The organism is Clavibacter sp. B3I6 (assembly GCF_030816895.1).
Taxonomy (GTDB): domain Bacteria; phylum Actinomycetota; class Actinomycetes; order Actinomycetales; family Microbacteriaceae; genus Clavibacter.
Window position 1 is genome coordinate 1,748,749 of sequence record NZ_JAUSYL010000001.1, and the last position, 26,552, is coordinate 1,775,300.

Sequence of the window (26,552 nt, forward strand, 5' to 3'; positions counted from 1 at the left end):
GCGATCGATGAGGATCCTACCGGTGGCCGGGTCGGCCCGCGGTGGTCCGGCCGGGTGGCCGCGCGGGAGGCGCCACTCTCGCACGGGGAGGATCGGAGCCGCCTGAACTCTCCCCAGGCGGGGAATCGCCCGGCCCGCGCCGCTAGACGCGGGCGAGGACCGCGGCCGCGCCGTGCTCGGTGATCGGCCCCGTGACCTCGGTCGCGACCGCGATGACCTCGGCGGGCGCCTGGCCCATGGCGATCGCCCGGCCGTGCTCGCCGGCCCACTCCAGCATCTCGATGTCGTTGCGCCCGTCGCCCATGGCGACCACGTGCGTGCGGGCGATCCCGTGCAGCTCGCGGACGCGCTCCATGGCGGTGGCCTTGTTCACGCCGTCGGGCGCGATGTCCAGCCACGCCGTCCAGCCGATGGAGTAGCTCACGCGGTGCAGGCCCATCCGCTCGACGACGTCCTGGAACTCCTCCATGTCGTGGCCGGGCGAGATGACGACGACGCGCGTCGCCGGCACGTGCAGCAGCTCCTCGAACTCGACCTGGCGGCCGTTCGCCTCGAGCGCGCCGTCCGGGAAGTCGCCGCCGGAGTAGAGGTAGACGCCGTCCGCGTCCTCGACGGCGTAGCGGCCGCTCGCGAGGTGCGGGCGGATGCGCTGCAGCACGTCCGACGGGTCGAACGTCTCGACGTGCCGGCGCGTGTAGCCCGTGGGCGCGTCCGCGTCGCGCTCCAGGGTGATGGCGCCGTTCGAGCAGACCATGTAGCGGGGGTGGATCCCCAGGCGGTCGACGATCGGCAGGGTGTCGGCGACCGAGCGGCCGGTGGAGGGCATGACCAGGTGGCCGACCTCCTCCACGCGCCGCACCTCGCGGATGACGGACTCGTCGAGCGAGCCGTCCTCGCCGAGCAGGGTGCCGTCGATGTCGAGGGCGATGAGGAGGCGGTCGGCGTCGGGCACCCGCGGGGTCATCGCGCGGCCTTCGCCGTGGCGGGCTCCAGCACCTCGAGGCCGCCGAGGTACGGACGGAGCGCCTCGGGGACGCGCACGGAGCCGTCGGCCCGCTGGTGCGTCTCGAGGATGGCGACGATCCAGCGCGTGGTGGCAAGCGTCCCGTTGAGCGTGGCGACGGGGGTGGTGCGGCCGTCCTCGCCGCGGAAGCGCGTGCCGAGGCGGCGCGCCTGGAAGGTGGTGCAGTTCGAGGTGGAGGTGAGCTCGCGGTAGGCGTCCTGCGTGGGGACCCACGCCTCGACGTCGTACTTGCGGGCGGCGCTCGACCCGAGGTCGCCGGCGGCCGTGTCGATGACGCGGTAGGCGAGGCCGAGGTCCTGCATCATGCGCTCCTGCATCGCGAGCAGGCGCCCGTGCTCCGCCTCGGCGTCGGCGGGGTCGACGTAGGAGAACATCTCGAGCTTCTGGAACTGGTGCACGCGGATGATGCCGCGGGTGTCCTTGCCGTACGAGCCCGCCTCCTTGCGGTAGCACGTCGACCAGCCGGCGTAGCGGATGGGGCCCGCGGCCAGGTCGAGGATCTCGTCGGCGTGGTACCCGGCGAGCGCCACCTCGCTCGTGCCCGTGAGGTAGAGGTCGTCGTCCTCGAGGCGGTAGACCTCGTCGGCGTGCGCGCCGAGGAAGCCGGTGCCGGCCATGATCTCGGGCTTCACGAGCGTGGGCGTGATGAGCGGCACGAGGCCGGCCTCGAGCGCGCGGGCGAGGCCGAAGTTCATGAGCGCGATCTCGAGCCGGGCCCCGATGCCCTTGAGGAAGTGGAAGCGCGCGCCGGAGACCTTGGCGCCGCGGCCCATGTCGATGGCGTCGAGGATCTCGCCGATCTCGAGGTGGTCGCGCGGGGCGAAGTCGAACGCGGGCTTCTCGCCGACCTCGCGCACGAGCGCCCAGTCGTCCTCGCCGCCCGCGGGCACGCCGTCGATGACGATGTTCGGGATGCGCCGCATGGCCTCGTCGAGAGCGGCCTCGGCCTCCTGCGCCCGCTCCTGGGCGGCGGTGACGCGCGCCTTGAGCTCCTGCACCTCGGCGATGAGGCGCGGCTTGTCGGCCTTGTCGGCCTTCGCGACGAGCTTGCCGTGCGCGTTCTGCTCGGCACGCAGCCCCTCGAACTCGGTGACCGCGCGCCGCCGCTCGGCGTCCGCCCGGACCGCCTGGTCGACCACCTCCACGGAGGCTCCGCGCAGCTCCTGCGAGGCGATGACGAGGTCGGGATGGTCGCGGAGGGTCTGCGGATCGATCACCCCGTCACTCTAACGAAGCGGGTCGGGCGCGTCCCGGCGGGCGGACCCGTCCGGGACGCCGACGCCCGACCGGGCCAGGATCGAATGGCGGCGCGCTCCTGCGCGCCCGCCGGGCACGCGCCCGGCATCCGAGGACGAGAGGCACGCGCATGACGACGACCACCGGCAGGGAGCAGGACGCGGGCGAGTCCGACGCGGGCGGCTCGAAGCTCAAGAAGGCCATCACCGGCCCGCTCCTGTTCCTCTTCATCCTCGGCGACGTGCTGGGTGCCGGCATCTACGCGCTGATGGGCACGCTCGCGCAGGACGTGGGCGGGGCGCTCTGGGTGCCGCTCGTCGTCGCGCTGCTGCTGGCGCTCCTCACGGCGGGCTCCTACGCCGAGCTCGTCACCAAGTACCCCAAGGCGGGCGGCGCCGCGATCTTCGCCGAGCGCGCCTTCCGGCAGCCGGTGATCTCGTTCCTCGTCGGCTTCTCGATGCTCGCGGCCGGCGTCGTCAGCGCCGCCGGGCTGTCGCTCGCGTTCGCGGGCCAGTACCTCTCGACGCTGCTCGCGCCCCTGTTCGACGTGCCGCAGATCCCCGCGGCCATCGTGTTCCTGCTGCTCGTCGCGGCCCTCAACGCCCGCGGGATCACGGAGAGCATGCGCGGCAACGTGATCATGACCGTGGTCGAGCTGAGCGGCCTCGTCATCGTGATCGTCGTCGTGGCCGTGATGCTCGGCGGCGGGGGCGGCGACGCCTCGCGGGTGACGCAGTTCCCCGAGGGCTCGAACGCGGCCCTGGCCACGCTGTCGGCCGCGATCGTCGCCTACTACTCGTTCGTCGGCTTCGAGACGAGCGCGAACATCGCCGAGGAGGTGCGCGACCCCAGCCGCGTCTACCCGAAGGCGCTCTTCGGATCGCTCGCCACCGCCGGCGTCGTCTACGTCCTCGTCGCCCTGGCCAGCTCCGTCGCGCTCTCGCCGGACGAGCTGTCCGAGTCGACCGGCCCGCTGCTCGCGGTGGTCCAGGCCACCGGCGTCGGCATCCCGGCCTGGATCTTCAGCCTCATCGCCCTCGTGGCGGTCGCCAACGGCGCCCTGCTGACCATGATCATGGCGAGCCGCGTCACCTTCGGCATGGCCGAGCAGGGCCTGCTGCCCGGGATCCTCGGCCGGGTGCTGCCGAACCGCCGGACGCCCTGGGTGGCGATCGTCGCGACGACCGTCGTCGCCGTCGCGCTGACCTCGGTGGGCGACGTGGGCACGCTCGCCGAGACCGTCGTGCTCCTGCTGCTGTTCGTCTTCATCAGCACGAACGCCGCCGTCCTGGTGCTCCGGAAGGACCGGGTCGAGCACGCGCACTTCCGCGTCTGGACCATCGTGCCCGTGCTCGGCGTGCTCTCCTGCATCCTGCTGCTCACGCAGCAGAGCGGGCAGGTGTGGCTGTTCGGCGCGATCCTGCTCGCCGTCGGCGTGGTGCTCTACCTGATCAGCCGAGCCACCGGCGCGCGGTCGAAGGACCTCGACCGCGACCGCGCCTAGGCGTCGCCGGCGCCGGGCTCGGCCGAGAGGATGCCCCGCAGCCAGTCGCGCGCCTCGAGGAACACCCCGTCCTCGTACTGCGCGCGGTACGTGCTCGGGGCGCCGTCGGCCCGCGGGTACGAGCCGAGGAACGTGACCCGCGGGCTGAAGCGGCGGATCCCGAGCAGGGCGTCCGCCACGCGCTCGTCGTGCACGTGCCCCTCGGCGTCGATGACGAAGCGGTAGCGCCCGAGCTCGTCGCCGATGGGCCGCGACTGGATGAGCGCGAGGTTCACCCCGCGGGTCGCGAACTGCTCGAGGAGGTCGAGGAGGGATCCGGCCCGGTCGTCGGGCAGCTCGACGATGAGGCTCGTCTTGTCCGCGCCGGTGCGCGGCGGCAGCGTGGTGGCGCGGCCGACCAGGACGAAGCGCGTGACGGCGTTGGGGTTGTCGCCGATGGCGCGCGCCACGGCCTCGAGCGGCTGGCTCTCGGTGATCTGCGGCGGCGCGATGGCCGCGTCCGCGGTCCCGTCCTCCAGCAGCGACATGGCCGCCTGCACGTTGCTCGACGCGGGGAGGTGGCCGTGCGTGGGCAGCTCGCGCTCGAGGAAGCGGCGGCACTGGCCGTAGGCCACGGGGTGGGCGGCGATCGTGCGCACGTCGGCGAGCGCCGTGCCCGGCCGGACGACGAGGTCGAAGGAGACGGGCACGAGGTGCTCGCTGAGGATCCGCAGGCCCGGGATGTTCGCGAGCGCGTCCTGCGTGGCCGTCACCCCGCCCTCGACGGAGTTCTCGATGGCGATCATCGCCGCGACCGACGTGCCGGACACCACGTCGGCGAGCGCCTCGGACGCGTTGTTGACGGCCCGCCACGTGCGCCCGCGCGCCGCCTCCACCTGCTTGAGCGCGGCCTCCGTGAAGGTGCCGGAGGGGCCGAGGTAGCTGTACGTCTCGTCGGGCCGGGAGGAGTCGGGCATGCCTGCACCCTAGATGGGAATCGGCGGGGCCCGGTGCCAGGATGGATCCATGCATGACCGCGCAGGCACCGCCGCCCTCCCGTCCGACCTCATCGACATCGACGAGCTGATCCGGGCCTACCACGATCTCCATCCCGACGTGGAGGACCCCGAGCAGAAGGTGGCGTTCGGCACGAGCGGCCACCGCGGCAGCTCGCTGAAGACGGCCTTCAACGAGGACCACATCCTCGCGATCACGCAGGCGATCGTGGAGTACCGGGCCGAGCAGGGCATCACGGGCCCGCTGTTCATCGGCCGCGACACCCACGGGCTCTCGAAGCCCGCCGAGGACACCGCCCTCGAGGTGCTCGTCGCCAACGGCGTGCGCGTGCTCGCCGACTCCCGCGACTCCTGGTGCCCCACCCCGGCGCTCTCGCACGCGATCCTCCGCTGGAACCGCGACGACGCGCACGGTGACGACGACGTGGCCGACGGCATCGTCGTGACCCCCAGCCACAACCCGCCGGCCGACGGCGGCTTCAAGTACAACCCGCCGCACGGCGGACCGGCCGACTCCGACGCCACCGGCTGGATCGCGGCGCGCGCCAACGCGATCATCGCGGCCGGCCTCGTCGACGTGAAGCGCGTGACCCTCGAGGAGGCGCGCGCGCAGGTCGAGGGCTACGACTTCCTCGGCCACTACGTCGACGACCTCGGCTCGATCATCGACATGGACGCCATCCGCGCGGCCGGCGTCCGCATCGGCGCGGACCCGCTCGGCGGCGCCTCGGTCGAGTACTGGGCCGCCATCGGCGAGCGCCACGGCCTCGACCTCGAGGTCGTGAACCCCGAGGTGGACCCCGCCTGGTCGTTCATGACCCTCGACTGGGACGGGAAGATCCGCATGGACCCGTCGTCCTCCTCCGCCATGGCGAGCGTGCTCGCGCGGAAGGACGACTTCGACATCCTCACGGGCAACGACGCCGACGCCGACCGCCACGGCATCGTCACGCCCGACGCCGGGCTCATGAACCCGAACCACTACCTCGCCGTCGCGATCGACTACCTCTACGCGCATCGCCCGCACTGGCGCGCGGACGCCGCGATCGGCAAGACGCTGGTGTCCTCCAGCGTGATCGACCGGGTCGCCGACTCGCTCGGCCGCCGCCTCTGGGAGGTGCCGGTGGGCTTCAAGTGGTTCGTGCCCGGCCTCATCGACGGATCCGTGGGCTTCGGCGGCGAGGAGTCGGCCGGCGCCAGCTTCCTCCGCATGGACGGCACCGTCTGGACCACCGACAAGGACGGGATCCTCCTCGCGCTGCTGGCCGCGGAGATCCTCGCGGTGACCGGCAAGACGCCCAGCGTGCTCTACCGCGAGCTCACCGAGCGCTTCGGCGACCCCGTGTACGAGCGCGTCGACGCGGCCGCCACCAAGGCGCAGAAGGCCACCCTCGGCAAGCTCGACGGCGACGCGATCCAGGCCACCGAGGTCGCGGGCGACCCGATCACGGCGAAGCTGAGCACCGCGCCCGGCAACGGCGCGGCGGTCGGCGGCGTCAAGGTCGTCACCGACCGGGCGTGGTTCGCGGCCCGCCCGAGCGGCACCGAGGACGTCTACAAGATCTACGCGGAGTCGTTCGTGGGGCTCGACCACCTGCACGAGGTGCAGGCGGAGGCCAAGCGCATCGTCGACGCGGCGCTCGAGGCGTAGCACGGGCCGCGGGTGCGGCGCCGCCCTGGGCGCGCTCGCATCCGCGGTGATTACGGTGGGGGGATGCGCCATTCCGGGGATGTGGACGCGTTCCTGTGGGACGAGCCGCCGACGCGTCCCGTCGACGGCCCCGCGGACGGTCTCGCGGACGGCCGCGCCGACGCCGCACCCGCGCACGACCGCAGCGTCCGCCTGCCCGACGGCCACGCCCGTCGCCGCGTCGTCGCGCTGGCGGCCCTCTTCGCGGTCGTCATCGCCGGCATGGTCGTCACGCACTCGGACGGCCGGGGCCTCTGGCCGGACGTCCTCTACGCCGCGGCCATCCACCTCGCGCTCATCGCCGTGATGCCGCGGGTCGACACCGTGGTGCACGGGGCCGCCGTGCTCGTGTGGTGCACCGGGATCGAGCTCCTGCAGATCACCGGGCAGCCCGCGACCTGGGCGCTCGACGCGCCGCTCGTGCGGCTGGTCCTCGGCACGGGCTTCGACCCGGTCGACCTCGCGGCCTACGCGCTCGGCGTGCTGCTCGTGCTCCTCGTCGACCGCCTGCTCCGGTCGGGCCGCCGGCTCGGCGACATGCGCTAGCGCGGGCTAGGCGACGCTCCAGAAGTGCACCTCGGCACCCGGGTGCTCCGTGGTGATGGTCTCGTCGAGGTCGCGGTAGTCGTTGTCGAGGTTGTGGCCGACCATCTTCACGACGTTGCCGCCGTCCTTCGGCTCGATGGCGGAGATGATCTGCGTGTGGTCGCCCGACGCGTTGCGGTTCCAGTCGAAGATGACGATGTCGCCGACCTTCAGGCGGTCCCGGTCGGCGAGCTCGAGGCGCGTGATGCCGAGCGCCGTCGCGTTGGCGGCGAGCCACCGGTCGAAGGTGGGCACGTGGATCCACGCGTAGGTCCAGTCGGATCCGCCGCCGCGGTTGTGCCACTCGGTCGTCATCTCCCAGCCGCGCTGGATGAGGGTCTGGCTGACGAAGTTGACGCAGTCGCCGCCGGAGGGGTTGAAGTCGCCGTACTCCGCGAGGTTGTAGGCGTCCCAGTGCGCGAGCGCGTACTGGAGCTGCCGGTCGACGGGCGTCTGGGCCGCGTACGCCGCCGTGGCGGTCGTGAGCGCGGCGTCGCCGGCCATGACCTGGACGTCGGCGGCCCGGTCCTCGTAGTCGGAGGACCGCGGTGCGACCACCGTGAGCGAGCCGTCGCCGGCCACCTGCAGGTCGGTGCCCGGGGTGCCCGCGAACATGACGGCCGTCGCGGCCGCGAGGCCGGTGCCGGCGAGGGTGACGGTCTGGCCACCCGAGACGGAGAGCGCCGCGGGCTCGACCGAGGCGACGGCGGGCGAGGGGGCGGTCGCGGCCGGCTCGTCCGCGGCACCCGCGCCGGCGGTCGCGCGCGGGGCCGGCTCCTGGCGGGTGCAGGCGGCGAGGGCGGCGGTCACGGGGACCGCGAGCGCGGCGGCGAGGATGCTGCGGCGGCGGATGTCGGCGGTCACGTGCTGCTCCGGAGGTCGAGGGGTGCTCCGGGATGCCGGGCCCGTCCAGGGTAACCCGGACCCCTGCGGATCGACTCCGGGCGGCGCCCCGCCTAGGGTGGCGGGATGAGCGTCGACGTGACCCACGACCCCGACGGCTCGCGCTACACGCTGTGGCTCGACGGCGAGCGCGCGGGCTTCGCGGACTACCTGATCCAGGGCGACCGCATCGTCTTCACCCACACGGAGGTCGATCCCGCCAAGCGGCGCGGCGGCCTCGGCGGGGAGCTGGTGCGGGCCGCCCTCGACGACGTGCGCGCAGGATCCCGCACGGTCGTCGCCACGTGCCCGTTCGTGGCGGAGTGGATCGACGAGCACCCGGACTACCGCGAGCTGCTCGAGCGGGGCTGACCCGCCGGCTCGCGCCCGCGCCCGCCGCGGCGCGCCTCAGGGGACGCGCGTCAGCCACTCCGGCGTGGAGAACTTCTCCTCGACGAGCTGGCGCGTCTTCGCCCACTCCTCCGCCGTGACCTCGCCCGGCTTCCCGCCGTAGAGGCCGGTGAACGTGGCCTTCATCCGGTCGATGATGTCCGCGCGGCTCATGCCCGTCTGGCTGCGGAGGGGGTCGACGCGCTTGGCGGCGCTCGTGATGCCCTTGTCGCTGATCTTCTCGCGGCCGATGCGGAGCACCTGAACCATCTTCTCGCCGTCCATGTCGTAGCTCATGGTGACGTGGTGCAGCACGGCGCCGGCGCCCAGGCGCTTCTGCGCGGCGCCGCCGATCTTGCCGGTGGGGCTCGTGATGTCGTTGAGCGGCTGGTACGACGCGTCGATGCCGAGCGAGCGCAGCGCGGTGATGACCCACTCGTCGAGGTACGCGTAGGAGTCCGCGAAGGTCATGCCCTGCACGAGGTCGACGGGCGCGTAGATCGAGTACGTGATGACGGCGCCCGCCTCCATGTACATGGCGCCGCCGCCGGAGACGCGGCGGACGACGTCGAAGCCGTGGGCCGCGGCCTGCTCGGCGTCGACCTCGTTGCGGAGGGACTGGAAGCTCCCGATGACGACGGCGGGCTGGTCCCACTCCCAGATGCGCAGCGTGGGGTTGCGGCGGCCGGCGCCGACCTCCTCCGCGAGCACCTGGTCGAGCGCCATCTGCTCCACCGGCCGGTAGGCGCGGTCGTGGATGACCTCCCACTCGTAGTCGCCCCAGTCCGTGGCGCGGGCGAGCGAGCGGCGGATGGCCACGGCGACGGCCTCGGGCGAGAAGCCGAGGAGCACGGCCTGCGCCGGGAGCGCGCGGCGGATGGCGGCGGCGATCGCGGCGGCGTCGCTGTCCTCGGGGAGGCCGTTGACGGCACCGTCGATGGCCTCGAGCGCGTCGTCCGGCTCGAGGAAGAAGTCGCCCGCGAGGCGGAACCCGGAGATGCGGCCGTCGGTCACGTCGAGGTCGACCACGACGAGCTTGCCGCCGGGGACCTTGTACTCACCATGCATCCGCCCAGCCTAGGGCGCGCGGGTGCCGGCGCACGGTCCGGGGATCGCCGCGGGCACGGCGATGTGCGACGGTGAGGGGTGCGCATCACCTGGGCGGTCGTCCGCCTCCTCACCGTCCTGGCCGTCCTGGTCGCCGTCGTCAGCCAGTACGTCGTCAGCTCGTCGTTCTGGCGGAGCGTCGGCGTGGAGGGGATCGCGGGAAAGACCGTCGACTTCCTCATGTTCTTCACGATCCAGTCGAACCTCGTCGCCGCCGTGGTCATGGGGGTCGGCGCGGTACGGCTGCTCCGCCGGGGACCCGCGCCCGGGCGCGGCTGGACGACCCTGCGCCTGGCCGCCGCGACCTACATGGTCACGACGGGCGTCGTCTACAACCTGCTGCTGCGGGGGCTGCCGACCATCCCCGGCGGGAACCTGCCCTGGTCGAACGAGGTGCTGCACGTCGTCGTGCCCGCGCTCGTGCTGCTCGACTGGCTGCTCGCGCCGGACCGGCGGGCGCTCGGCTACGGGGCGGTCGGCCGGGTCGTCGTCTACCCGCTCGTGTGGGTCGCGGTCACGCTCGCGCGCGGGCCGTTCACGGGCAACGAGGTCACGGGAGCGGCCACCTACTACCCGTACCCGTTCCTGGATCCCGCCACCGAGGACGGGTACGCCGCGGTCGCGGTCTGGATCGTGGTGATCGCGGCGTTCATCTGCGGGATGGCGCTCCTCCTGATCGCGATCGGCCGGCGGGCGTCGCGGGCGATCACGGCGGCCGGCGCCGGGACCCTGTGACGCCCGTCCGGCGGCAGCAGCAGCCGCCGCCGCCGCCGGGCGTCCGGTAGCGGCCGCGCCCGCCCCGCGTCAAGGGGTCTCCGCGCCCCGGACGCCGTCCCGGTGCCGGCCTAGCGTCGGAGGCACGGACGGCGGCGCATCGGCCCGCACGCCCGGTGACGAGAGGCGAGGCAGCATGAAGGCAGTCGTGTGGCACGGCGAGGGCGACATCCGCCTGGACGAGGTGCCGGACCCGAGGATCCAGGAGCCGACCGACGCGGTCATCCGCATCACCCGCAGCGCCATCTGCGGCACCGACCTGCACTTCGTGCGTGGGACCATGGCCGGCATGCGGGAGGGCACGATCCTCGGCCACGAGGCGATCGGCACCGTCACCGAGGTCGGCGACGCCGTGCGCGGCTTCTCCCCCGGCGACCGCGTGCTGGTGTGCTCCACCATGTCGTGCGGCGTGTGCGCGCAGTGCCGCGCGGGCAGCACGGCGCAGTGCGACGTCGCCAACCCGAACGGCCCGCAGGCCGGGACCTCCTTCTTCGGCGGGCCCGAGACGACGGGCCCCGTCGACGGCCTGCAGGCCGAGTACGCGCGGATCCCCTGGGCGGCGCACACGCTCATCCCGCTCCCCGACACGGTCAGCGACGACCAGGCGATCCTCCTCAGCGACATCTTCCCCACCGCCTGGTTCGGCGCCGAGCTCGCGGGCATCCGGCCGGGCGACACCGTGGCGGTCCTCGGCGCGGGCGTCGTCGGGCAGTTCGCCGTCGCGTCCGCCTTCCGCATGGGCGCCGGGCGCGTGTTCGCGATCGACCACGTGGAGACGCGGCTCGCGATGGCGCTCGAGCAGCACGCCGAGGTGATCCACTTCGAGCGCGAGGACCCGGTGGCCGCGGTGATGGAGGCGACCCTCGGGATCGGCGTGGACGCGGTGATCGACGCGGTCGGCGTCGATGCGCAGCGCCCGCACGCGGGTCCCGCCGCCGAGGAGGCCGAGCAGCAGGCGGACTCGTTCGCCGCCGAGGTCGCGCAGGTCGCGCCCGGCGCCTCCCCGCACGACGGCTTCTGGGTCCCCGGCGACGCGCCGAGCCAGGCCGCGCAGTGGGCCGTGCAGATGGTGCGGAAGTCGGGGCGCATCGGGATCATCGGCGTCTACCCGCCCCAGCTCACGTCGTACCCGATCGGTGCCGCGATGAACAAGAACCTCACGATCCGCATGGGCAACTGCGACCACCGCCGCGTCACGCCGCCGCTCATCGACCTCGTCGCGTCCGGCGTGTTCGACCCCACGCGCTTCATCACGCAGGACGAGGGGATGACGACCGCGATCGACGCCTACGAGCACTTCGACGTGCGCGAGGAGGGCTGGCTGAAGACGGTGCTCGAGGTCGGCTGACCCGCGCGCCGCCGCCCGGCGCACGACGCGCCCGGGCGGCGGCGCGGCCCTCCCGGCCCCTCCCTCGTTCGAACATGCGTTCGAGCATCCGGGCTATGCTCGCGCCATGAGCATCGCGTTCCAGGCCTCCCTCTTCGACGACCTCCAGGCGGAGCCGACGCTCGGCGCCCTCGGCGGGGAGGTCGAGCGGCTCGACCTGGGGCAGGGCGCGTGGCTCGACATCCGGCCCGGCTGGGTCGCCGACTCGGACGCGCTGTTCGAGCGCCTCGTGGAGGACGTCGAGTGGACGGCCGACACGCGCCTCATGCACGGCCGCGTGGTCGAGGTCCCGCGGCTGCTCTCCTGGTTCGGGCCGCGCGCGACGCTGCCGGCGCCCGTGCTCGTGGAGGCGCGCGAGGCGCTGAACGACCACTACGGCCGCCCGCCCGGGCAGGTGCTCGAGACGGCGGGACTCTGCTTCTACCGCACGGGCGACGACAGCGTCGCGTGGCACGGCGACCGCGTCGGGCGCGCCATCGACCGCGACACCATGGTCGCCATCGTCTCGGTCGGTGCCGCCCGCACCCTCTCGCTGCGGCCGAAGGGCGGCGGCCAGGTGCGGCGCTTCCCGCTCGGGCACGGCGACCTCGTCATCATGGGCGGCAGCGCCCAGCGCACCCACGAGCACGCCATCCTCAAGACGGCCTCGGCTGTGGGGCCGCGCATCAGCATCCAGTTCCGGCCGGTCTGGCCCGCGTAGGCGAGCGCCGGTCCGAGGCGGCGGGGATCGCGGCGGCGGACGCGCGGATCAGGCGCGGGCGCGTCCTCCCTCGGACGCGTCGGGGCCGCCCGCCGCGTCGGCGGCCGCGTGCCGATCCCCGTCCGACCCGGATGCGGACTCCACGCGCGCCAGGTCGAGCGGGCGGGCGTCGCGCACGACCTCCGCGACGCCCTCGAGCCCCAGGTGCGCGAGCAGCGGGATCCAGAGACGGCGCAGGCGCTCCGCCAGGCCGCCGTCCGGCGCCTGCGGGAAGCGGTGGGCGAGCAGGCCGAAGGTCGCGCTGAGGAGCACGTCCACGGTGGCGTCGACCTCCACGCCGCGCACGTCCTGGAGCGCCAGCTCGGCCTCGAGGTGCCGGCGCGTGAAGGTCCAGATGTCGAAGCGGCGCTCGATCGCGAGGCCCAGCCGCGGCATGTCCTGCTGCAGGCGGACGGCACCTGCCGCGATCGGGCACACCTCCACCGTGCGCGCGGCGGTGAGGAGGAAGACGACGAGCTCCGGCAGGGCTCCCGGCCCGCCCAGCTCGGCCTCGATGCGCAGCCACCTGTCCTCCTGGTCAGCGACCACGGCGCCCGCGAGGCGCTCCTTCGAGGCGAACAGGTGGTAGCCGATGGCCGACTTGGGCTTCCCCATCGCCTCGGCCACGCGGGAGAACGACGTGCCCTCGTAGCCGCGCGCCGCGAACTGGGCGCCCGCCGCCTCGACGATCTCGCGCCGTGCGCGGGCCACCGCCTGCTGCCGCTGGTCCACGTGGTGCTCCCGTCCCGCTCCTGGCACAGGAGCGCCTCGGACGGTACCGGCGCGGACCGACGGGAGGGCGACCGCCAGGTGAACGGCTCGTGCCGCCCGCCCGCCCGCTCGCGTCGCGGGCCCGAGGGCGGCGTGCCTCACCAGCGGAGCAGCAGCACGTCGGATCCGCCCTCGCGCCCCACGGGCACGAAGCCGAGCGACGCGTAGAGGGCGCGGGCGCGGTCGTTGCCGTCCTCCACGCTGAGGCTCACGGCCGGGGCGCCGGATGCGCGCACCGCCGCGACGAGCGCCACGAGCATCCGCCGCCCGACGCCGCGACCGCGCGCGGCGGGAACGAGCGCCGTGCCGAGCTCGGGGACGTCCGGTGCGACGAAGCCGTAGCCGCGGTCGTCCTCCGCGAAGAGGCGCGCCCACGCGGCGCCGACGGGAGCGCCGTCGACCTCCGCGACCACGCCGACGTCGCCCGCGCGCGGCCATCCGGCCAGGTAGTGCGCGAGCTCGGGCGTCGCGCGGATCCGCTCGCGCGTCATCGCCCCGTCGCCGCGCCAGTCCATCGACGCGAGCAGCATGTCCTCGAGGAACGGCAGGTCGTCGGCGCGCGCCGGGCGGAGCGCGACTCCGTCGCCGGCGGTCACTCGTCCGGCGCCGGCACCGGCACGGGCGCGATGCGCGACTCGAGCCAGCTCCGGAGGTCCGCCACCACCTCGTCGCGGTTCGTCTCGTTGTAGATCTCGTGCCGCGCGCCCGGGTAGACGATGAGCAGGACGTCGCTGAGGCGCGACCGCCGGCTGTAGTCGCGCGCGAGCAGCTGCATCCCGCGCCGGCCGCCGAGCGAGTCCTCCTCGCCGCCCTGGATCAGGACGGGGAGGTCCACCGCGAGCTTCCGCGGCGGGCGGCCCATGATCTGCACGGAGTCGCGCATCCGGTACGGCTTCAGCGCGTTGACGTCGAAGTTCCGGTCGTCGGCACCGAACGCGCGCTGCGCCTCCGGGTCCCGCGAGAGCCACTCGAAGCCGGACGCCGCCGGGTGCCGCCAGCGCTTGTTGAGGTCGCCCGTGTTGATGACGCCGGGCATCGCGAGCGACGCCCCGCTCAGCACGAGCCCCGCGTACAGGTGCGCGGCGCGGGCGACGATGCGCTGGGCGAGGAGCGCGCCCCAGCTGTGGCCGAGGAGCACGAGCGGGAGGTCGGGGTGGTCCCGGCGGAGCTGCTCGCTGACGAGCTGGATCCCGTCGAGCGCCGCGAGGTGCCGCCGGGGTCCCAGCACGCCGATCCCGAGGTGGCCGAGGCCCGTGGCGCCGTGCCCGCGGTGGTCGTCGGCCGCGACCGTGAACCCCACGGCGTTGAGGTCCCGGGCCAGGCGGACGTACCGCAGCGCGTGCTCGCCGACTCCGTGCGCGATGTGCACGACGGCGCGCGGCTGCTCCGCCTCCCACACGTAGTAGTGGAGGGTCACGCCCTCGGCGTCCACGATGGTGCGGTGGTCGGCTCCTCCGGTGGAGCGCTCCTCGTCGGGCATGGGTCCAGACTAGGCGCGCGCGCCCGGCCGCCAGGGGTCAGGACTCGCGCGTGATCTCCACCCGCACGAACAGCTTCGACCGGAACGGCCCCGCGTAGATTCCCCGCAGCGGCGCCACGTCGCGGTAGTCGCGCCCGCGGCCGACGAGCACGTGGCGGTCGCCGATGTCGATGAGGTTCGTGGGATCCCAGCCGCGCCACTCGCCGCAGAACCACTCGACCCAGGCGTGCGACTCGCCCGTGACGGTCTCGCCCACGGCGGCGTTCGGCTTCGGGTGCAGGTAGCCGCTGACGTAGCGCGCGGGGATCCCCACGTGCCGGAGCGCGCCGATGACGATGTGGGTGATGTCCTGGCAGACGCCCCGGCCCTGCTCCCACGCCTCGCGCGCGGTCGACTGGACGCTCGTGACGCCGGCCATGTACTCCACCTCCTCGCCGATCGCCCGCGCGATCGCGGCGGCGGCCTCGCACGGGGTGCCGGCGCCGCCCGCGATCTCCTCCGCGAGCGCCATGACCTCCTCGTGCGGGGCGGTGCGCCCGGTCTGCGCGACCTGCTCCACGTGCTCCGTCGCCCGCTCCACCTCGACCGCGAGGTCGTCCCAGCCGAGCTGGTGCGGCTCGTGCGTGCGCGGGCGCACCTCGACGAGGCTCGTCGCCGTCAGCTCGAGCGAGCGGTGGGGGCTCAGGATCTCGAACGAGGAGACGCGCGTGCCGAAGTGGTCGACGTAGGTGTGATGGCCCGGCTTCGGCTGGATGTCGAGGTTCGAGTCCAGGACGAACTGGTTCTCGCTCGACACGGGCAGCATCCGCGCCTCGTTGTACGACGCCGTCACCTCGCCCTCGTAGTGGAAGCCGGTCCGGTGGGTGATGCGCAGGCGGTTCACGAGTTCTCTCCTACCCAGCTCGGTGCCGCGTTGGTGGGGAAGTAGCGCTGGCGGACGGCCTCGGAGGTGGCGCTGGTGGCCTCCTGCACGGCGTCCATGAAGCGCGGGAGGTCGTCGAGGATCTCCTGGATCGGCCGGTACTCCAGCTCGCTCCGGATCTGCCCGAGCAGGCGCTGCGCCTGGTCGGACACCCCGAGGCGGTCCGTGCGCGGCTCGATGTCGTGCAGGCACTGCTCGGCGCGGCGGATGGAGTGCGTGATCGACCGCGGGAACAGCCGGTCGAGCAGCAGGAACTCCGCCGCGTTGCGCGCGCTCGGCACCCCGCGGTAGGTGCGGAGGTAGGCCTCGTACGCGCCGCAGGAGCGGAGGATCGTGGTCCACGACGGGCCGCTCGCCTCGGTGAGGGCGCGCGTGGCGAGGAGGCGCGCGGTCATGTCGGCGCGCTCGATGGAGCGGCCGAGCGTGAAGAACTGCCACGCCTCGTCGCGGCTCGTGCCCGACTCGACGAGCCCGACCGCGAGGGCCGAGCGCTCGCGGACCCAGCCGAAGAACTCGTGCACGCGGTCGTTCGCGATCTTCCGGGGCATGCGGGCGCGCGTCGTGTTGAGGCACTCCCAGAGCTCGCTCGAGACGATCTCGCGGGCGCGGCGCGCGTTCTCCCGCGCGGCGCCGAGCGAGTACGCGATGGACGCCGGTTGCGTGCGGTCCACGGCGAGGAGCGCGAGCACGTCGTCCCGGCCGAGCGCCGCGTCCGAGGGGACGTCGCTGCCCATCACGCTGAGGAGCGACCGGCAGGCGGTGTCCTCGTCGATCCACGGGTCCTCGAGGAGGAGCTGGAGGTGCACGTCGAGGATGCGGGCGGTCCCGTCGGAGCGCTCGATGTAGCGGCCGATCCAGAACAGCGACTCGGCGATGCGCGACAGCATGGGCATCAGCGGTCCCCCTCGGTGGTGGCGGTCGTGCGGGCGGCGGCGGGCGCGGCGGGTGCGGCGGCGGCGGCGGACGACGCGGGACCCGCCTGCTGCTGCTGCTCGTGCTGGTCGCGGTTGCGCGGGGCGTCCTGCGGCGACTGGTCGGGCGCCTTCTCGCCGGGCGCGATGATCGGGATCGACGTGGTCACCGCGGCCTGGTCGGCCACGAGCGCCTGCACGCTGCGCTCGCGCGTGGCCGCCGGGAAGGCGCGGTCGCCGACGACCCAGGTGTCCTTGGATCCGCCGCCCTGGCTGCTGTTGACCACGAGCTGGCCCTCGGGGAGCGCGACGCGCGTGAGGCCGCCGGGCAGCACCCAGATGTCCCGGCCGTCGTTGACCGCGAAGGGGCGGAGGTCGGCGTGGCGCGGGCGCATGCCGTCCTCCACGAGCGTGGGGATGGTGGAGAGCTGCACCACGGGCTGCGCGATCCAGCCGCGCGGGTCCTTCAGCAGCCGCGCGCGCAGCTCGGCGAGCTCGCCCGCGGACGCCGCCGGGCCGACCACGAGGCCCTTGCCGCCGGATCCGTCGACGGGCTTCACGACGAGCTCCGGCAGCCGGTCGAGCACCTCCTCGAGCGAGTCGGGCTCCTCGAGGCGCCACGTGTCGACGTTCGGGATGATCGCGTCCTCGGCCAGGTAGTAGCGGATGAGGTCCGGCAGGTACGTGTAGACGAGCTTGTCATCGGCCACGCCGTTGCCGACCGCGTTCGCGATGGTGACGTTGCCGAGGCGCGCGGCGAGCATGAGGCCGGGCGAGCCGAGCATGGAGTCGGCGCGGAACTGCAGCGGATCCAGGAACTCGTCGTCGACGCGGCGGTAGATGACGTCGACGCGCATGGGGGCCGCCCGTGGTGCGCATCCAGACGCGGCCGCCGGAGCAGAAGAGGTCGCGGCCCTCGACCAGCTCGACGCCCATGAGGCGCGCGAGGAGCGTGTGCTCGAAGTAGGCGCTGTTGTAGACGCCGGGCGTGAGGACGACCACGTTCGGGTCGTCGACGCCGTCGGGCGCGCTCGCGCGGAGTGCCTGGAGGAGCTTGTTCGGGTAGTCGCCGACCGGGCGGACCCGCATCGAGACGAACAGCTCGGGCAGCGTCTGCGCCATGACGCGGCGGTTGGAGATGACGTAGCTGACGCCGGAGGGGACGCGCACGTTGTCCTCGAGGACGCGCATCTCGCCGGCCTCGTCGCGCACGAGGTCGATGCCCGAGACCTGGATGCGCACGCCGTTCGCCGGGTCGATGCCCGCGGCCTGGCGATGGAAGTGGCTCGACGAGCTGATGAGGCGGGCGGGGATCACGCCGTCGCGGATCGCGCGCTGCGGCCCGTACACGTCGGCGAGGAACGCCTCGAGCGCCCGGACCCGCTGGGCGACGCCCTTCTCGAGCCGGCTCCACTCGGCCTGCTCGATGACGCGCGGCACGGCGTCGAGCGGGAAGGGCCGCTCCTCGCCCGCGAAGTCGAAGGTGACGCCCTGCGCGAGGTAGCTGGTGGCGAGCGCGTCGGTGCGGTCCTTCAGCTCCTCCTTGGTCATGCGGGAGAGCGCCGCGTGGATCTCGCGGTAGGCCGCCCGCGTGACGGCCGGCCCGCCGTCGGCGGGCGGATCCCGGAACATCTCGTCGAACGGCATCGCGCCGCCGGAGGCTCGCCGTGCGGCTGCGAGCGTGCCGTATCCCTCGAACAGATCACCCATGGCCGGAGCCTAACCGCGGCGTGTGTCGCGGGTGTTTCGGGCCGCGGGCGGCGGATGCGCCGCGCGCGGACGGGCCCGGGAGCCGGTCAGGCGTCGGTGCGCTTGAGGACGTGCGCGGGGATCGCGATGGACGCGGAGACGAGCAGGACGCCGGCGAAGAAGCTGAGCAGCTCGAAGCCCTCGATGTAGAACGCGAACGCGAACAGGGCCATGCCGCCGAGGAAGAGGGCGAACGCGATGATGAAAGCGACGATGTTCACGAGGGCACCTGATCCATTCCGAGACTGTGGGCGACCGCCGCGCGCCGGGCGCGGGTGCGGTCACGTCCGAGTCTACGAGATCGCGGCGCGGGCGTCGCCCGGCGGGGCGACGGGATCAGCGCGCGGCCTGCTCCGGGCGGATCCCGCCGGCCAGCGCCTGGTACGCGCGCTGCGGACCGGGCGAGCGGGTGAGCGACGCCGCGATGGCGTCGAGCCCCGCGCGCTGCATGCCGGACGGGTTGAGCAGGGCCTTGGCTGCCTGCCGCAGCTCGGTGACCGTCGCCACGTTCGGCGCGAGCGCGATCCCGAGCCCGGCCTCCTCGAGGGCGGCGGCGCCCGCGAACTGGTCGGTCGACAGCGGCAGCACGAGCATGGGCACGCCCGCGGTCGCCGCCTCGGTGACGGAGTTGTTGCCGCCGTGCGTGACCGCGAGGTCGGCGTGGCCGAGGAGCGTCACCTGCGGGAGGAAGGGGCGGACGAGCCAGTCGGCGGGGAGGTCGCCGAGCTCGGCGGGGTCGGTGGATCCGGTCGCGAGGGCCACGCGCACGTCGAGGTCGCGGAGGGCCGCCGCGATGCGGGCGAGCACGTCGCCGCGCACGGAGAGGAAGCTGCCGAGCGAGACGTAGACGATGGGGTCGCCGCCGGCGTCGATCCAGTCCTGCACCTCCGCCTCGGGCGCCTCGCGGCGGACGGCCGAGCCGATGAAGGCGTGCGGCGGCAGCAGCTCCGAGCGGTCGGGGTCGTGCAGCTCCTCGGGGTAGTTGAGGAGGAGCACGTCGCCGGCCTCCGCGAAGGCGTCGCGGCTCGGGCGCATGGACGGCGCGAGGACCGCGAGGGCGTCGTTCCACTGCGAGGTGAAGCGGTCGCGCACGCGGACGCAGAGCGCGTGCAGCTCGTCGAGGTCCTCCTCCTCGGGCTCGAAGGCGGCGGGCCAGGCGGGCGGGAAGCCGTAGACCTCGTCGCCGACGGGCAGCGCGCTCGGGTGCCCGAGCACGACGTCCGCGTGCCGGGTGCCGGAGGCGAGGAGCGCGAGGCGCGCGCTGAAGGCGAGGTGGTCGACGATCACCTGGTCGGGACGCACCTCGTCGAGGATCCGCTGCACGGCGCGCGCGGTCTCCACCGGCTCCCAGAGCAGGTCGTCGCTCCGGGCCTCGGCCTGGAAGCGCAGGGTCTCGACCATGCCGCGGCGGGTGGCGGCGAAGAAGCCGCGGAGGGCGTCGTCCTCGCCGGTGGGCTGGTCCTCCGCCTTGATGGTGCCGGGGTTGGAGCCGCGCCCGAGCCGGAGGTCGATGCGCTCGAAGCCGGACGCCTCGACGATGCCCGCGGTGGCGGATCCGGTGGCCACGACCACGCGCTCGCCCGCCTGCCTCCAGGCCGAGGCCAGCGTGATGAGCGGGAAGAGGTGGGACGCGTAGTCCGGGCTGATGACGAGCAGGGTCATGAGGCGCTGAGCTCCCAGAGGGTTCGGTCGTCGGCGGCGGCGACGTCGCGGTAGACGCGGGACAGGGTGCCCGCCATGGCCTGGATGGTGAAGGTGCGGGCGACCATGTCGCGCGCGCGGTCGGCGGCGGCGTCCGCGCGGGGGCCGGCCGCGATGTCGAGCGCGCGGGCGATCCCCGTGCCGAGGGCTGCCGGATCCGTCGTGTCGACGAGGAGGCCCGTCACGCCGTCCTCCACGTAGGTCGCGGGGCCGCCGGACGCGGGCGCGACGACGGGCAGGCCCATCGACATCGCCTCGAGGAGCGCGACGCCGAACTCCTCCTTGATGCTCGCGCAGGCGTACGCGCCGCCGGGCGCGGAGAGGCCGGGCCGGCCGTACCGGACGGCGGCCAGCCAGCGCGTGACGGTGTCGTTGCCGCGGTGGCCGGCGAGGAGGAGGCCCGCGGAGGCGGCGGACGCGTCGGCGGCGCGGGGGTCGGCGGCGACGGCGGCGACGGGATCCGCGCCGGGCGCCGCCTCGAGGACGCGCGTCAGCTGCTCGCGCTCCTCGGGACTGGGCGCGTCGAGGTCGCCGCCCACGATGAGGAGGTTCGCGCGGGCCCGGAGCGCGGGATCCGCCGCCCAGACGTGCGCGAGCGCGGCCATGCCCTTGACGCGCGCGAGGCGCCCCACGGAGATCACGAGCGGCAGGCCGCGGCGCTCCTCGGGGAGGCCCGCGAGCAGCCGGTCGAGCTCGACGAACGCGCGGGCGGGCGCGCCGTCCGCGTCGGCGCCGAGCAGGGCGTCGTCGCGGGCGCGCTCGATGGCGGCGACGTCGATGCCCTCGGCGACCACGCTGTGGCGCTCGGGGTGCGCGTCGACGTCGATGCCGACCAGGCGGCGCATGTCGCGCCGCAGCTCGGGCCGGGGGAAGAGGACGGTGTGCGCGGCGTCGGCCGCGAGGCGCTGCACGAGGCGCACGCGGAACCAGTAGTGCTCGCGCGCGTCGACGGCGCCGAAGCGGTCGCGCGTGAGGGCGCCGGAGCGGTCGAGCGCGTCGACCACGCCGTGCGGGTCCGGCGCGACCGTGAAGACGACGGGGATGCCGAGCTGGCGAGCGACCGTGGAGGCGGCGAGCGTGCCCACGTCGGCCATGCGGAGGTGCACGGCGTCGACGCGGCCGGCGGCGCGGAGCACCCGACGGATCCCCCGCTCGGCGGCGACGCGGTGCGGCCACGCCTCGGGGAGGGAGCGCGGACCGCCGAGCATGGGGATGTGCGCGAAGACGTGGCCGTCATCGCCCGCGGACACCCGGGCGAGGGAGGCGAGCGCCTGGTCGGGGGTGCCGCGGGACAGCGTGATGACGCGGTCGACCGGGCGGTCGGCGACGGTGGCGGCCACGTCGTGGGCCGCGGGGGCGTCGACGGCCGGGCCCGCGGGATCCACGAGCGCGTCGCCGAGCCGCACGAGCAGCGTCGCGATGCCGCCGTTGTCGCCCGCGCCCACGTGCGTGAGGCCCGCGTCGATGTCGGCGTGCAGGAAGAGCTGCACCACCGTGAGGCCCGGGCGCTCGGGCGCGACGGGATGGTCGCCGTGCTGGCGGGCGATGTCGAGCACGGCCAGGCGCGCGACCGCGGCCACCTCGTCGTCGCCGCGCGCGATGTCGGAGACGATGCCGAGGGTCGCCTCGTCCGCGGGCCGGTCGCCCAGCGCGGCCACGGCGGCCGAGCGGGTGAGCGCGCCCTCGGCGGCGTCCTGCGCGACGCGGAGGAGCACGCGCTCCGGGATCCGGCCCCGCACGAGGCCCACGGTCTCGACGAGGCGGGAGCGGGCGCCGTCGCCGCGGATGCCGAGGAGGGCGTTCTCGAGCGCGAGGGCGAGGTGGTCGGGCGCGGATCCGGCCCACTGCTGCAGCGTGCGCTGCGCGAGCATGCCGGGGAAGCCGCCCTCGACCACCATCGCGACGAGGCCGGACACCGCGTCGAAGCGCGGCAGGCGGGTGCCGAACGCCCAGGCGGCGTGCTCGCGGATCCACCGGGTGTCGTGGTCGAGGAGCGCGACGAGCGCGAGGTCGGCGGCCTCGTCGAAGACCTGCGCGAGCGCGTGGATGGCGGCGACCGCGGTGAGCTGGTCGGCGGGGTCGGCGGCGGCGCGGGCGAGGAGGCGCACCGCGCGTCCTCCGCCGTCGCGGCTGGCGGCGACCGTGAGCTCGTCGGCCTCCTGCATCACGTCGAGGATGCGCGCGGCGTGCGCGACCTGGTCGAGGCTCGTCTGGATCCCCATGCTCGTGTCCCCTCTCCGGGTCCGCATACTCCTGCGACGGAGCCGTGAGGCGCCTCACGCGGGAGCGTTCGCTCCCCGGACAGCCTCGCAGCCCTCGCGAGTATTCCTCAGCCGGCTGCGATTCCCCCAGGGAAGCGTCACCAGCGGACATCGCGGAGCCCGCGCGTACGCTGGCGACCATGCCCCGCCCCGCACCGCCCGCCCCGCAGATCCGCTTCGGCATCGTGGGGAGCGGCTGGCGCAGCGCCTTCTTCCTGCGCATCGCGCGGGCCCTCCCGGACCGCTTCGCCGTCACCGGCCTCGTGACGCGGAGCGCCGAGACCGGCCGCGCGCTGGAGGAGGAGTGGGGGATCCGCACCTTCCGCACCACGGCCGAGCTCCTGGCGGATGAGGCGCCGTCCTTCGTCGTCGTCTCCGTGCCGCGGAGCGCCGCGCCCGACGTGATCGCCGACCTCGTCGACCGCGGCGTCGCCGTCCTCACCGAGACGCCGCCCGGCGAGACCGTCGAGGACCTCGAGCGGCTCGACGCGCTCGTGCGCCAGGGGGCGCGGATCGAGGTGGCCGAGCAGTACCCGCTCTCGCCGCTGCTCGCCGCGCAGCTCGCGATCGCAGCGGGAGGCCGGCTCGGGCGGATCAGCCAGGCCGCGGTCGCGCAGTGCCACGACTACCACGGCGTCCGCGTGATGCGCCGGGCCCTCGGCATCGGCTTCGAGGACGCGACCATCACGGCGTCCCGCTTCTCGTCGCCGCTCGTCGCGGGGCCCGACCGGGACGGCGATCCCGTGCGCGAGGAGGTCATGACCGCCGAGCAGACCACCGCGCGCTTCGACTTCGGCGACCGCCTCGGCGTCTACGACTTCGCCGACCGGCAGTACTTCTCCTGGATCCGCCGCAACCGCCTGCTCGTCCGCGGCGAGCGCGGCGAGATCGTCGACGAGCACGTGAGCTGGCTGCTCGACGCGACCACGCCGACGTGGGCCGACATCACGCGCGTCGAGACCGGGCAGGGCGGCAACCTCGAGGGCCTCCACCTCCGCGGCCTGCTGCTCGGCTCCGAGTGGGTCTACGAGAACCCCTTCGCGCCCGGGCGGCTGGCGGACGACGAGATCGCCATCGCGCAGTGCCTCGTCGACATGCACGCGCACGCGGAGGGCGGCCCCTCCACGAACTCGCTCGCCGAGGCGTCGCAGGACCACCACCTCGCGCTCCTCATGCACGAGGCCGCCACCACCGGGAAGGCCGTCCGCAGCACCCGGCGGGCCTGGGCCGACTGACCGGCCCCTCCTCCTCACCTCTCACGGAAGGCACTCGCATGCGCATCGACCTCACCGGATCCACCGCCCTCGTCACGGGCTCCACCCAGGGCATCGGCTACGCCATCGCGGAGGGCCTCCTCGACGCGGGCGCCCGTGTGATCGTCAACGGCCGCGGCGAGGAGGGCACCGCGGCGGCGCGCGACCGGCTGCTCGCGGACCGGCCCGACGCGTCCGTCGAGGTGCTCGCGGCCGACGTCGCGACGGAGGAGGGCGCCGCGCGTGCGGTGGCGGCGTTCCCCGAGGTCGACGTGCTCGTCAACAACCTCGGGATCTTCGGCTCGGCCGACCCGCTCGAGATCACGGACGACGAGTGGCGCCGCTACTTCGAGGTCAACGTGCTCGCGGCCGTGCGCCTCACCCGCGCCTACCTGCCCGGGATGATGTCCCGCGGCTGGGGCCGGGTGCAGTACATCGCGAGCGACTCGGCCGTCGTCACGCCCGTCGAGATGATCCACTACGGCGTCTCGAAGACCGCGCTCCTCGGGGTCTCGCGCGGCTTCGCGAAGGCGGCGGCCGGATCCGGCGTCACCGTCAACTGCGTCATGGCCGGCCCCACGCACACCGGCGGCGTCGAGGCGTTCGCGCGCGAGCTCGTCGGCGACGACCTGCCGTGGGACGAGGCGCAGCGCGAGTTCATGCGGCAGCACCGGCCGCAGTCGCTCATCCAGCGCCTGATCGAGCCCGAGGAGATCGCGCACATGTGCGTGTACCTGGCGTCGAGGCAGGCGTCGGCGACGACCGGCGGGGCGCTGCGGGTGGACGGCGGGTACGTGGACGCGATCCTGCCGTAGCGGGGGCGGCGACGGGGACCGGGCGCGGCCCGCGGACGCGGCGGGCCCAGTCCGGCCCGGCCCCACTCGTCGCGAGCCGGCGCTCAGCCCGCCAGGTGCCGCCGGATCGCCTCGATGCCGAGCTCCACCTCGCGGAACGACGTCGTCAGCGGGCTGAGGCCGAGGCGGAGGCCGGACGGCGCGCGGAAGTCGGGGATCACGCCCTCCTCCCACAGCGCCCCCACGATCTCGCGGAACCGCGGGTGGTCGACGCTCACGTGGCTGCCGCGCCGGTCCTCCTCCCGCGGGCTCGCGACGCGCGCGCCGAGCCGCACGAGGTCGCGGTCGACGAGGTCGAGCGCGAAGCGGGTGAGGGCGAGCGACTTCGCGCGGATCGCGGGCATCCCCGCCTCCTCGATGAGCGCGATCATGTCCTGCATCGCGAGCATCCCGACGATGGGCGGCGTGCCGCTGAGGAAGCGGCGGATCCCGTCGGCCGGCACGTACTCCGGCCCCATCGCGAACACGTCCTGCGCGCCCATCCAGCCCTGGATCGGCTGGCGCAGCTCCCGCTGCAGCTCGCTCCGCACGTAGCCGTGGGCGGGCGCGCCGGGGCCGCCGTCGAGGTACTTGTAGCTGCAGCCGACCGCGAGGTCGACGCCCCACGCGTCGAGCTCCGTGGGGATCACGCCGACGGAGTGGCAGGTGTCCCACAGCACGAGCGCGCCGGCGTCGTGGACGATGCGCGTGATCCCCGGCACGTCCGCGAGGAAGCCGGAGCGGTAGGCGACCTGGCTGAGCACGACGAGCGCGGTCCGCTCCCCCACGGCCTCCGCGACGAGCGCCGGGGTGACGCCGGCGTCGGGCGCGACCTCGATCCAGCGGATCGTCATGCCGCACTCCTCCGCGACGCCCTCGAGCACGAAGCGGTCGGTGGGGAAGTTGTCGGTGTCGATCACGAGCTCGTCGCGGCCGGGGCGCGCCCGGACGGCCGCGCGGACGAGCTTGTAGAGGATCACGGTGGTCGAGTCGCCGACGAAGGTCTGGCCGGCCGCGGCGCCGTACGCGACGCGGCCGAGGTCGTCGCCGATGCGCGTCGGCATGTCGAGCCAGTCCTCGTCCCAGCCGCGGATGAGGCGGCCGCCCCACTGGTCGCGCACGAAGTCGGCGACGCGGTCGACGCTCGCCAGGGTCGGGCGCCCCAGCGAGTTCCCGTCGAGGTACGCGACCACGTCGTCGGACCGCACGAACAGGTCCCGGAAGCGCGCGAGCGGGTCGCGGGCGTCGAGCTCGGCGGCGGTCGGGATCGCGGTGGGGGCGGAGGCGGAGGAGGCGGGAGCGTCGTGCGCGTCGGGTGTCACGCTCGCAGCCTACGAGGGGTCGGACGGATGGAGCCGTGGCACCTGGTGGATGCCACGGCTCCGGGGGGGCGCCTACTGTGCGACGAAGTAATAAGGATCCGCGAGGAAGCCCGGCGTCACCGCCCAGGTCCCGGCCGCGGCATCCGCGCTCGGGATGGCGATCACGACGTTGCCCGTCCCCGACGCTCCGGGAAACAGTTCGTTGATGGAATTGAACTGCGGTTCGGGGGCGACGGCGAGAGTGTCGGACTCGGTGTGCGTCGTGCCCGCGGCGGACACGAACTCGACCTGGATCTCGAACATCGGGCTGGCGGACTCCGTGCCGACGTACGTCGCGGTCACGGGCACCATGGCGTACTGCATGCCCTCCGGCGCGGGGTCGTTGAACATGTTCTCCGCGGTCACCGCCGCGTTCGCCTCCAGGACGGGCGTCCCGAGCGTGACCTCCCACTCGGGCGTGCCACCTGCGAGACCCGTCACGACCGTGCCGATCGGGGCCGGGTTGTCGCGCGTCCCGACGGCCGGGCCCGCCTCCTCCTCCGTCTGGCCCTCGTCAAGCGGAGCGGCGGACGCCTCGGAGCCGCCCTCGCTGCGGGGCAGGCTCTCGGAGACCGCCGCCGCGAATCCGACGGTGTACACCACGGCGAGCACGATGCTGAGGATGAGCGCGAGGGCACCCACGATGAGGCCGGTGAGGGCCAACGGCCTGCCCGCCTTGCGCTTCGCGAGCGCCACGATGGCGAGCACGATGGCGACGACTGCGGGGATGAACACCACGTAGTTGAGGAAGGGGATGAACGCGCCGAGGAACGCGACGATCGCGACGATGAGGGACGCGATGGCGAGCCCCTTGCCACCGGCGGGCGCTGCGGGGGCGGAAGGGGCGTAGGGAGGGATGTAGCCGCTGTCGGGGGCGGGAGGGGGTGCGGGGTAGGAGTGCTGTTCGGGAATCGAGTTCGGGTCTCGCGCATCGGTCATAGGCATTTCCTACTGGACGAGACGGTCCGTCCCGTACCAAAGGGGGCCAGTGCGCCGT

At 74.1% G+C, this 26,552-nt stretch carries 24 protein-coding genes and 1 pseudogene; 9 read left to right on the forward strand and 16 right to left on the reverse strand.

Annotated elements, in window-relative coordinates; translation table 11 throughout:
- Positions 1–142: 142 nt before the first annotated feature.
- Together QFZ62_RS08280 and serS are read right to left on the reverse strand one after the other, a co-directional pair.
- A complete protein-coding gene (locus tag QFZ62_RS08280) occupies positions 143–964 on the reverse strand; it encodes an HAD family hydrolase (protein WP_307504124.1) in 822 nt (273 codons plus the stop codon).
- Positions 961–2,241 (reverse strand): serine--tRNA ligase, encoded by a 1,281-nt coding sequence (gene serS / locus QFZ62_RS08285; protein ID WP_307504127.1) that lies wholly within the window; start codon positions 2,239–2,241, stop codon positions 961–963. Before serS ends, QFZ62_RS08280 begins: the two co-directional genes overlap by 4 nt.
- A gap of 149 nt (positions 2,242–2,390) precedes the next feature.
- On the opposite strand from serS, the gene QFZ62_RS08290 reads away from it, so the two are divergent.
- Positions 2,391–3,764: an APC family permease gene (locus QFZ62_RS08290; RefSeq protein WP_307504129.1), complete on the forward strand. Its 1,374-nt coding sequence runs from the start codon at positions 2,391–2,393 to the stop codon at positions 3,762–3,764.
- Here QFZ62_RS08290 and pheA read toward each other — a convergent pair.
- Positions 3,761–4,720, reverse strand: a complete 960-nt coding sequence (gene pheA, locus QFZ62_RS08295; RefSeq protein WP_307504131.1) for a prephenate dehydratase — start codon at positions 4,718–4,720, stop codon at positions 3,761–3,763. The two genes, QFZ62_RS08290 and pheA, sit on opposite strands and share 4 nt — an antisense overlap.
- Before the next feature lie 49 nt (positions 4,721–4,769).
- On the opposite strand from pheA, the gene pgm reads away from it, so the two are divergent.
- Both pgm and QFZ62_RS08305 read left to right on the forward strand, forming a co-directional pair.
- The gene (gene pgm / locus QFZ62_RS08300; RefSeq protein ID WP_307504134.1) at positions 4,770–6,410 is read left to right on the forward strand and encodes a phosphoglucomutase (alpha-D-glucose-1,6-bisphosphate-dependent); all 1,641 of its coding nucleotides are present in this window, start codon (positions 4,770–4,772) and stop codon (positions 6,408–6,410) included.
- A 63-nt stretch (positions 6,411–6,473) separates the two neighbouring features.
- The gene (locus QFZ62_RS08305; protein WP_307504137.1) at positions 6,474–6,995 is read left to right on the forward strand and encodes a DUF2809 domain-containing protein; all 522 of its coding nucleotides are present in this window, start codon (positions 6,474–6,476) and stop codon (positions 6,993–6,995) included.
- 6 nt (positions 6,996–7,001) lie between these two features.
- Here the strand turns inward: QFZ62_RS08305 and QFZ62_RS08310 are convergent, their stop codons facing one another.
- Positions 7,002–7,898 (reverse strand): amidase domain-containing protein, encoded by an 897-nt coding sequence (locus QFZ62_RS08310; protein WP_307504139.1) that lies wholly within the window; start codon positions 7,896–7,898, stop codon positions 7,002–7,004.
- A 105-nt stretch (positions 7,899–8,003) separates the two neighbouring features.
- Here QFZ62_RS08310 and QFZ62_RS08315 point away from each other — a divergent pair, with 105 nt between their 5' ends.
- Complete coding sequence (locus tag QFZ62_RS08315) at positions 8,004–8,288, forward strand: GNAT family N-acetyltransferase (RefSeq protein WP_307504141.1); 285 nt, start codon at positions 8,004–8,006, stop codon at positions 8,286–8,288.
- Between the two features lie 36 nt (positions 8,289–8,324).
- Here QFZ62_RS08315 and QFZ62_RS08320 read toward each other — a convergent pair whose 3' ends face one another.
- Entirely contained in the window at positions 8,325–9,374 is a 1,050-nt protein-coding gene (locus QFZ62_RS08320) for a biotin/lipoate A/B protein ligase family protein (protein WP_307504144.1), read from the reverse strand.
- A 78-nt stretch (positions 9,375–9,452) separates the two neighbouring features.
- Here QFZ62_RS08320 and QFZ62_RS08325 point away from each other — a divergent pair, with 78 nt between their 5' ends.
- From QFZ62_RS08325 to QFZ62_RS08335, 3 genes are all read left to right on the forward strand, one after another.
- On the forward strand, positions 9,453–10,148 hold the full coding sequence (locus tag QFZ62_RS08325) for a Pr6Pr family membrane protein (protein ID WP_307504147.1): 696 nt from the start codon (positions 9,453–9,455) through the stop codon (positions 10,146–10,148).
- 175 nt (positions 10,149–10,323) lie between these two features.
- Positions 10,324–11,535: an alcohol dehydrogenase catalytic domain-containing protein gene (locus QFZ62_RS08330; protein WP_307504150.1), complete on the forward strand. Its 1,212-nt coding sequence runs from the start codon at positions 10,324–10,326 to the stop codon at positions 11,533–11,535.
- 106 nt (positions 11,536–11,641) lie between these two features.
- Positions 11,642–12,274: an alpha-ketoglutarate-dependent dioxygenase AlkB gene (locus tag QFZ62_RS08335; protein WP_307504152.1), complete on the forward strand. Its 633-nt coding sequence runs from the start codon at positions 11,642–11,644 to the stop codon at positions 12,272–12,274.
- A gap of 48 nt (positions 12,275–12,322) precedes the next feature.
- Here the strand turns inward: QFZ62_RS08335 and QFZ62_RS08340 are convergent, their stop codons facing one another.
- The 9 genes and pseudogenes from QFZ62_RS08340 to QFZ62_RS08380 form a co-directional block, all read right to left on the reverse strand.
- Positions 12,323–13,045, reverse strand: coding sequence for a helix-turn-helix domain-containing protein (locus QFZ62_RS08340; protein WP_307504155.1), 723 nt, complete (start codon positions 13,043–13,045; stop codon positions 12,323–12,325).
- Between the two features lie 137 nt (positions 13,046–13,182).
- Positions 13,183–13,680 carry a GNAT family N-acetyltransferase gene (locus QFZ62_RS08345; RefSeq protein WP_307504158.1) on the reverse strand — a complete coding sequence of 166 codons (498 nt, stop codon included), beginning with the start codon at positions 13,678–13,680 and terminating at the stop codon, positions 13,183–13,185.
- On the reverse strand, positions 13,677–14,564 hold the full coding sequence (locus QFZ62_RS08350; RefSeq protein ID WP_307504160.1) for an alpha/beta fold hydrolase: 888 nt from the start codon (positions 14,562–14,564) through the stop codon (positions 13,677–13,679). The genes QFZ62_RS08345 and QFZ62_RS08350 overlap by 4 nt, the downstream gene beginning before the upstream one ends.
- Before the next feature lie 37 nt (positions 14,565–14,601).
- A complete protein-coding gene (locus tag QFZ62_RS08355) occupies positions 14,602–15,447 on the reverse strand; it encodes a transglutaminase family protein (RefSeq protein WP_307504163.1) in 846 nt (281 codons plus the stop codon).
- On the reverse strand, positions 15,444–16,373 hold the full coding sequence (locus QFZ62_RS08360; protein ID WP_307507729.1) for an alpha-E domain-containing protein: 930 nt from the start codon (positions 16,371–16,373) through the stop codon (positions 15,444–15,446). Before QFZ62_RS08360 ends, QFZ62_RS08355 begins: the two co-directional genes overlap by 4 nt.
- A 5-nt stretch (positions 16,374–16,378) precedes the next feature.
- Positions 16,379–18,107 (reverse strand): annotated as a pseudogene (locus QFZ62_RS08365) (circularly permuted type 2 ATP-grasp protein).
- An 86-nt stretch (positions 18,108–18,193) separates the two neighbouring features.
- Positions 18,194–18,367, reverse strand: a complete 174-nt coding sequence (locus tag QFZ62_RS08370; protein WP_307504164.1) for a hypothetical protein — start codon at positions 18,365–18,367, stop codon at positions 18,194–18,196.
- Between the two features lie 115 nt (positions 18,368–18,482).
- Complete coding sequence (locus QFZ62_RS08375; protein WP_307504167.1) at positions 18,483–19,808, reverse strand: nucleotide disphospho-sugar-binding domain-containing protein; 1,326 nt, start codon at positions 19,806–19,808, stop codon at positions 18,483–18,485.
- On the reverse strand, positions 19,805–22,069 hold the full coding sequence (locus tag QFZ62_RS08380) for a glycosyltransferase (RefSeq protein WP_307504170.1): 2,265 nt from the start codon (positions 22,067–22,069) through the stop codon (positions 19,805–19,807). Before QFZ62_RS08380 ends, QFZ62_RS08375 begins: the two co-directional genes overlap by 4 nt.
- Positions 22,070–22,248: 179 nt before the next feature.
- Here QFZ62_RS08380 and QFZ62_RS08385 point away from each other — a divergent pair, with 179 nt between their 5' ends.
- Positions 22,249–23,343 (forward strand): Gfo/Idh/MocA family protein, encoded by a 1,095-nt coding sequence (locus QFZ62_RS08385; RefSeq protein ID WP_307504172.1) that lies wholly within the window; start codon positions 22,249–22,251, stop codon positions 23,341–23,343.
- 38 nt (positions 23,344–23,381) lie between these two features.
- A complete protein-coding gene (locus QFZ62_RS08390; RefSeq protein ID WP_307504175.1) occupies positions 23,382–24,176 on the forward strand; it encodes an SDR family NAD(P)-dependent oxidoreductase in 795 nt (264 codons plus the stop codon).
- A gap of 83 nt (positions 24,177–24,259) precedes the next feature.
- On the opposite strand, the gene QFZ62_RS08395 is transcribed toward QFZ62_RS08390, so the two are convergent.
- Both QFZ62_RS08395 and QFZ62_RS08400 read right to left on the reverse strand, forming a co-directional pair.
- A complete protein-coding gene (locus QFZ62_RS08395; RefSeq protein WP_373425948.1) occupies positions 24,260–25,516 on the reverse strand; it encodes a kynureninase in 1,257 nt (418 codons plus the stop codon).
- Between the two features lie 72 nt (positions 25,517–25,588).
- A complete protein-coding gene (locus tag QFZ62_RS08400; protein ID WP_307504179.1) occupies positions 25,589–26,494 on the reverse strand; it encodes a DUF4190 domain-containing protein in 906 nt (301 codons plus the stop codon).
- Between the last annotated feature and the right edge of the window lie 58 nt (positions 26,495–26,552).

Bases quoted from the DNA above. Each gene is read 5' to 3' on its own strand.
- QFZ62_RS08280 (WP_307504124.1), bottom strand. From the start codon at position 964: ATGACCCCGCGGGTGCCCGACGCCGACCGCCTCCTCATCGCCCTCGAC.
- QFZ62_RS08290 (WP_307504129.1), top strand. From the start codon at position 2,391: ATGACGACGACCACCGGCAGGGAGCAGGACGCGGGCGAGTCCGACGCG.
- pheA (WP_307504131.1), bottom strand. From the start codon at position 4,720: ATGCCCGACTCCTCCCGGCCCGACGAGACGTACAGCTACCTCGGCCCC.
- pgm (WP_307504134.1), top strand. From the start codon at position 4,770: ATGCATGACCGCGCAGGCACCGCCGCCCTCCCGTCCGACCTCATCGAC.
- QFZ62_RS08305 (WP_307504137.1), top strand. From the start codon at position 6,474: ATGCGCCATTCCGGGGATGTGGACGCGTTCCTGTGGGACGAGCCGCCG.
- QFZ62_RS08315 (WP_307504141.1), top strand. From the start codon at position 8,004: ATGAGCGTCGACGTGACCCACGACCCCGACGGCTCGCGCTACACGCTG.
- QFZ62_RS08320 (WP_307504144.1), bottom strand. From the start codon at position 9,374: ATGCATGGTGAGTACAAGGTCCCCGGCGGCAAGCTCGTCGTGGTCGAC.
- QFZ62_RS08330 (WP_307504150.1), top strand. From the start codon at position 10,324: ATGAAGGCAGTCGTGTGGCACGGCGAGGGCGACATCCGCCTGGACGAG.
- QFZ62_RS08335 (WP_307504152.1), top strand. From the start codon at position 11,642: ATGAGCATCGCGTTCCAGGCCTCCCTCTTCGACGACCTCCAGGCGGAG.
- QFZ62_RS08350 (WP_307504160.1), bottom strand. From the start codon at position 14,564: ATGCCCGACGAGGAGCGCTCCACCGGAGGAGCCGACCACCGCACCATC.
- QFZ62_RS08360 (WP_307507729.1), bottom strand. From the start codon at position 16,373: ATGCTGTCGCGCATCGCCGAGTCGCTGTTCTGGATCGGCCGCTACATC.
- QFZ62_RS08375 (WP_307504167.1), bottom strand. From the start codon at position 19,808: ATGACCCTGCTCGTCATCAGCCCGGACTACGCGTCCCACCTCTTCCCG.
- QFZ62_RS08380 (WP_307504170.1), bottom strand. From the start codon at position 22,069: ATGGGGATCCAGACGAGCCTCGACCAGGTCGCGCACGCCGCGCGCATC.
- QFZ62_RS08385 (WP_307504172.1), top strand. From the start codon at position 22,249: ATGCCCCGCCCCGCACCGCCCGCCCCGCAGATCCGCTTCGGCATCGTG.
- QFZ62_RS08390 (WP_307504175.1), top strand. From the start codon at position 23,382: ATGCGCATCGACCTCACCGGATCCACCGCCCTCGTCACGGGCTCCACC.
- QFZ62_RS08400 (WP_307504179.1), bottom strand. From the start codon at position 26,494: ATGACCGATGCGCGAGACCCGAACTCGATTCCCGAACAGCACTCCTAC.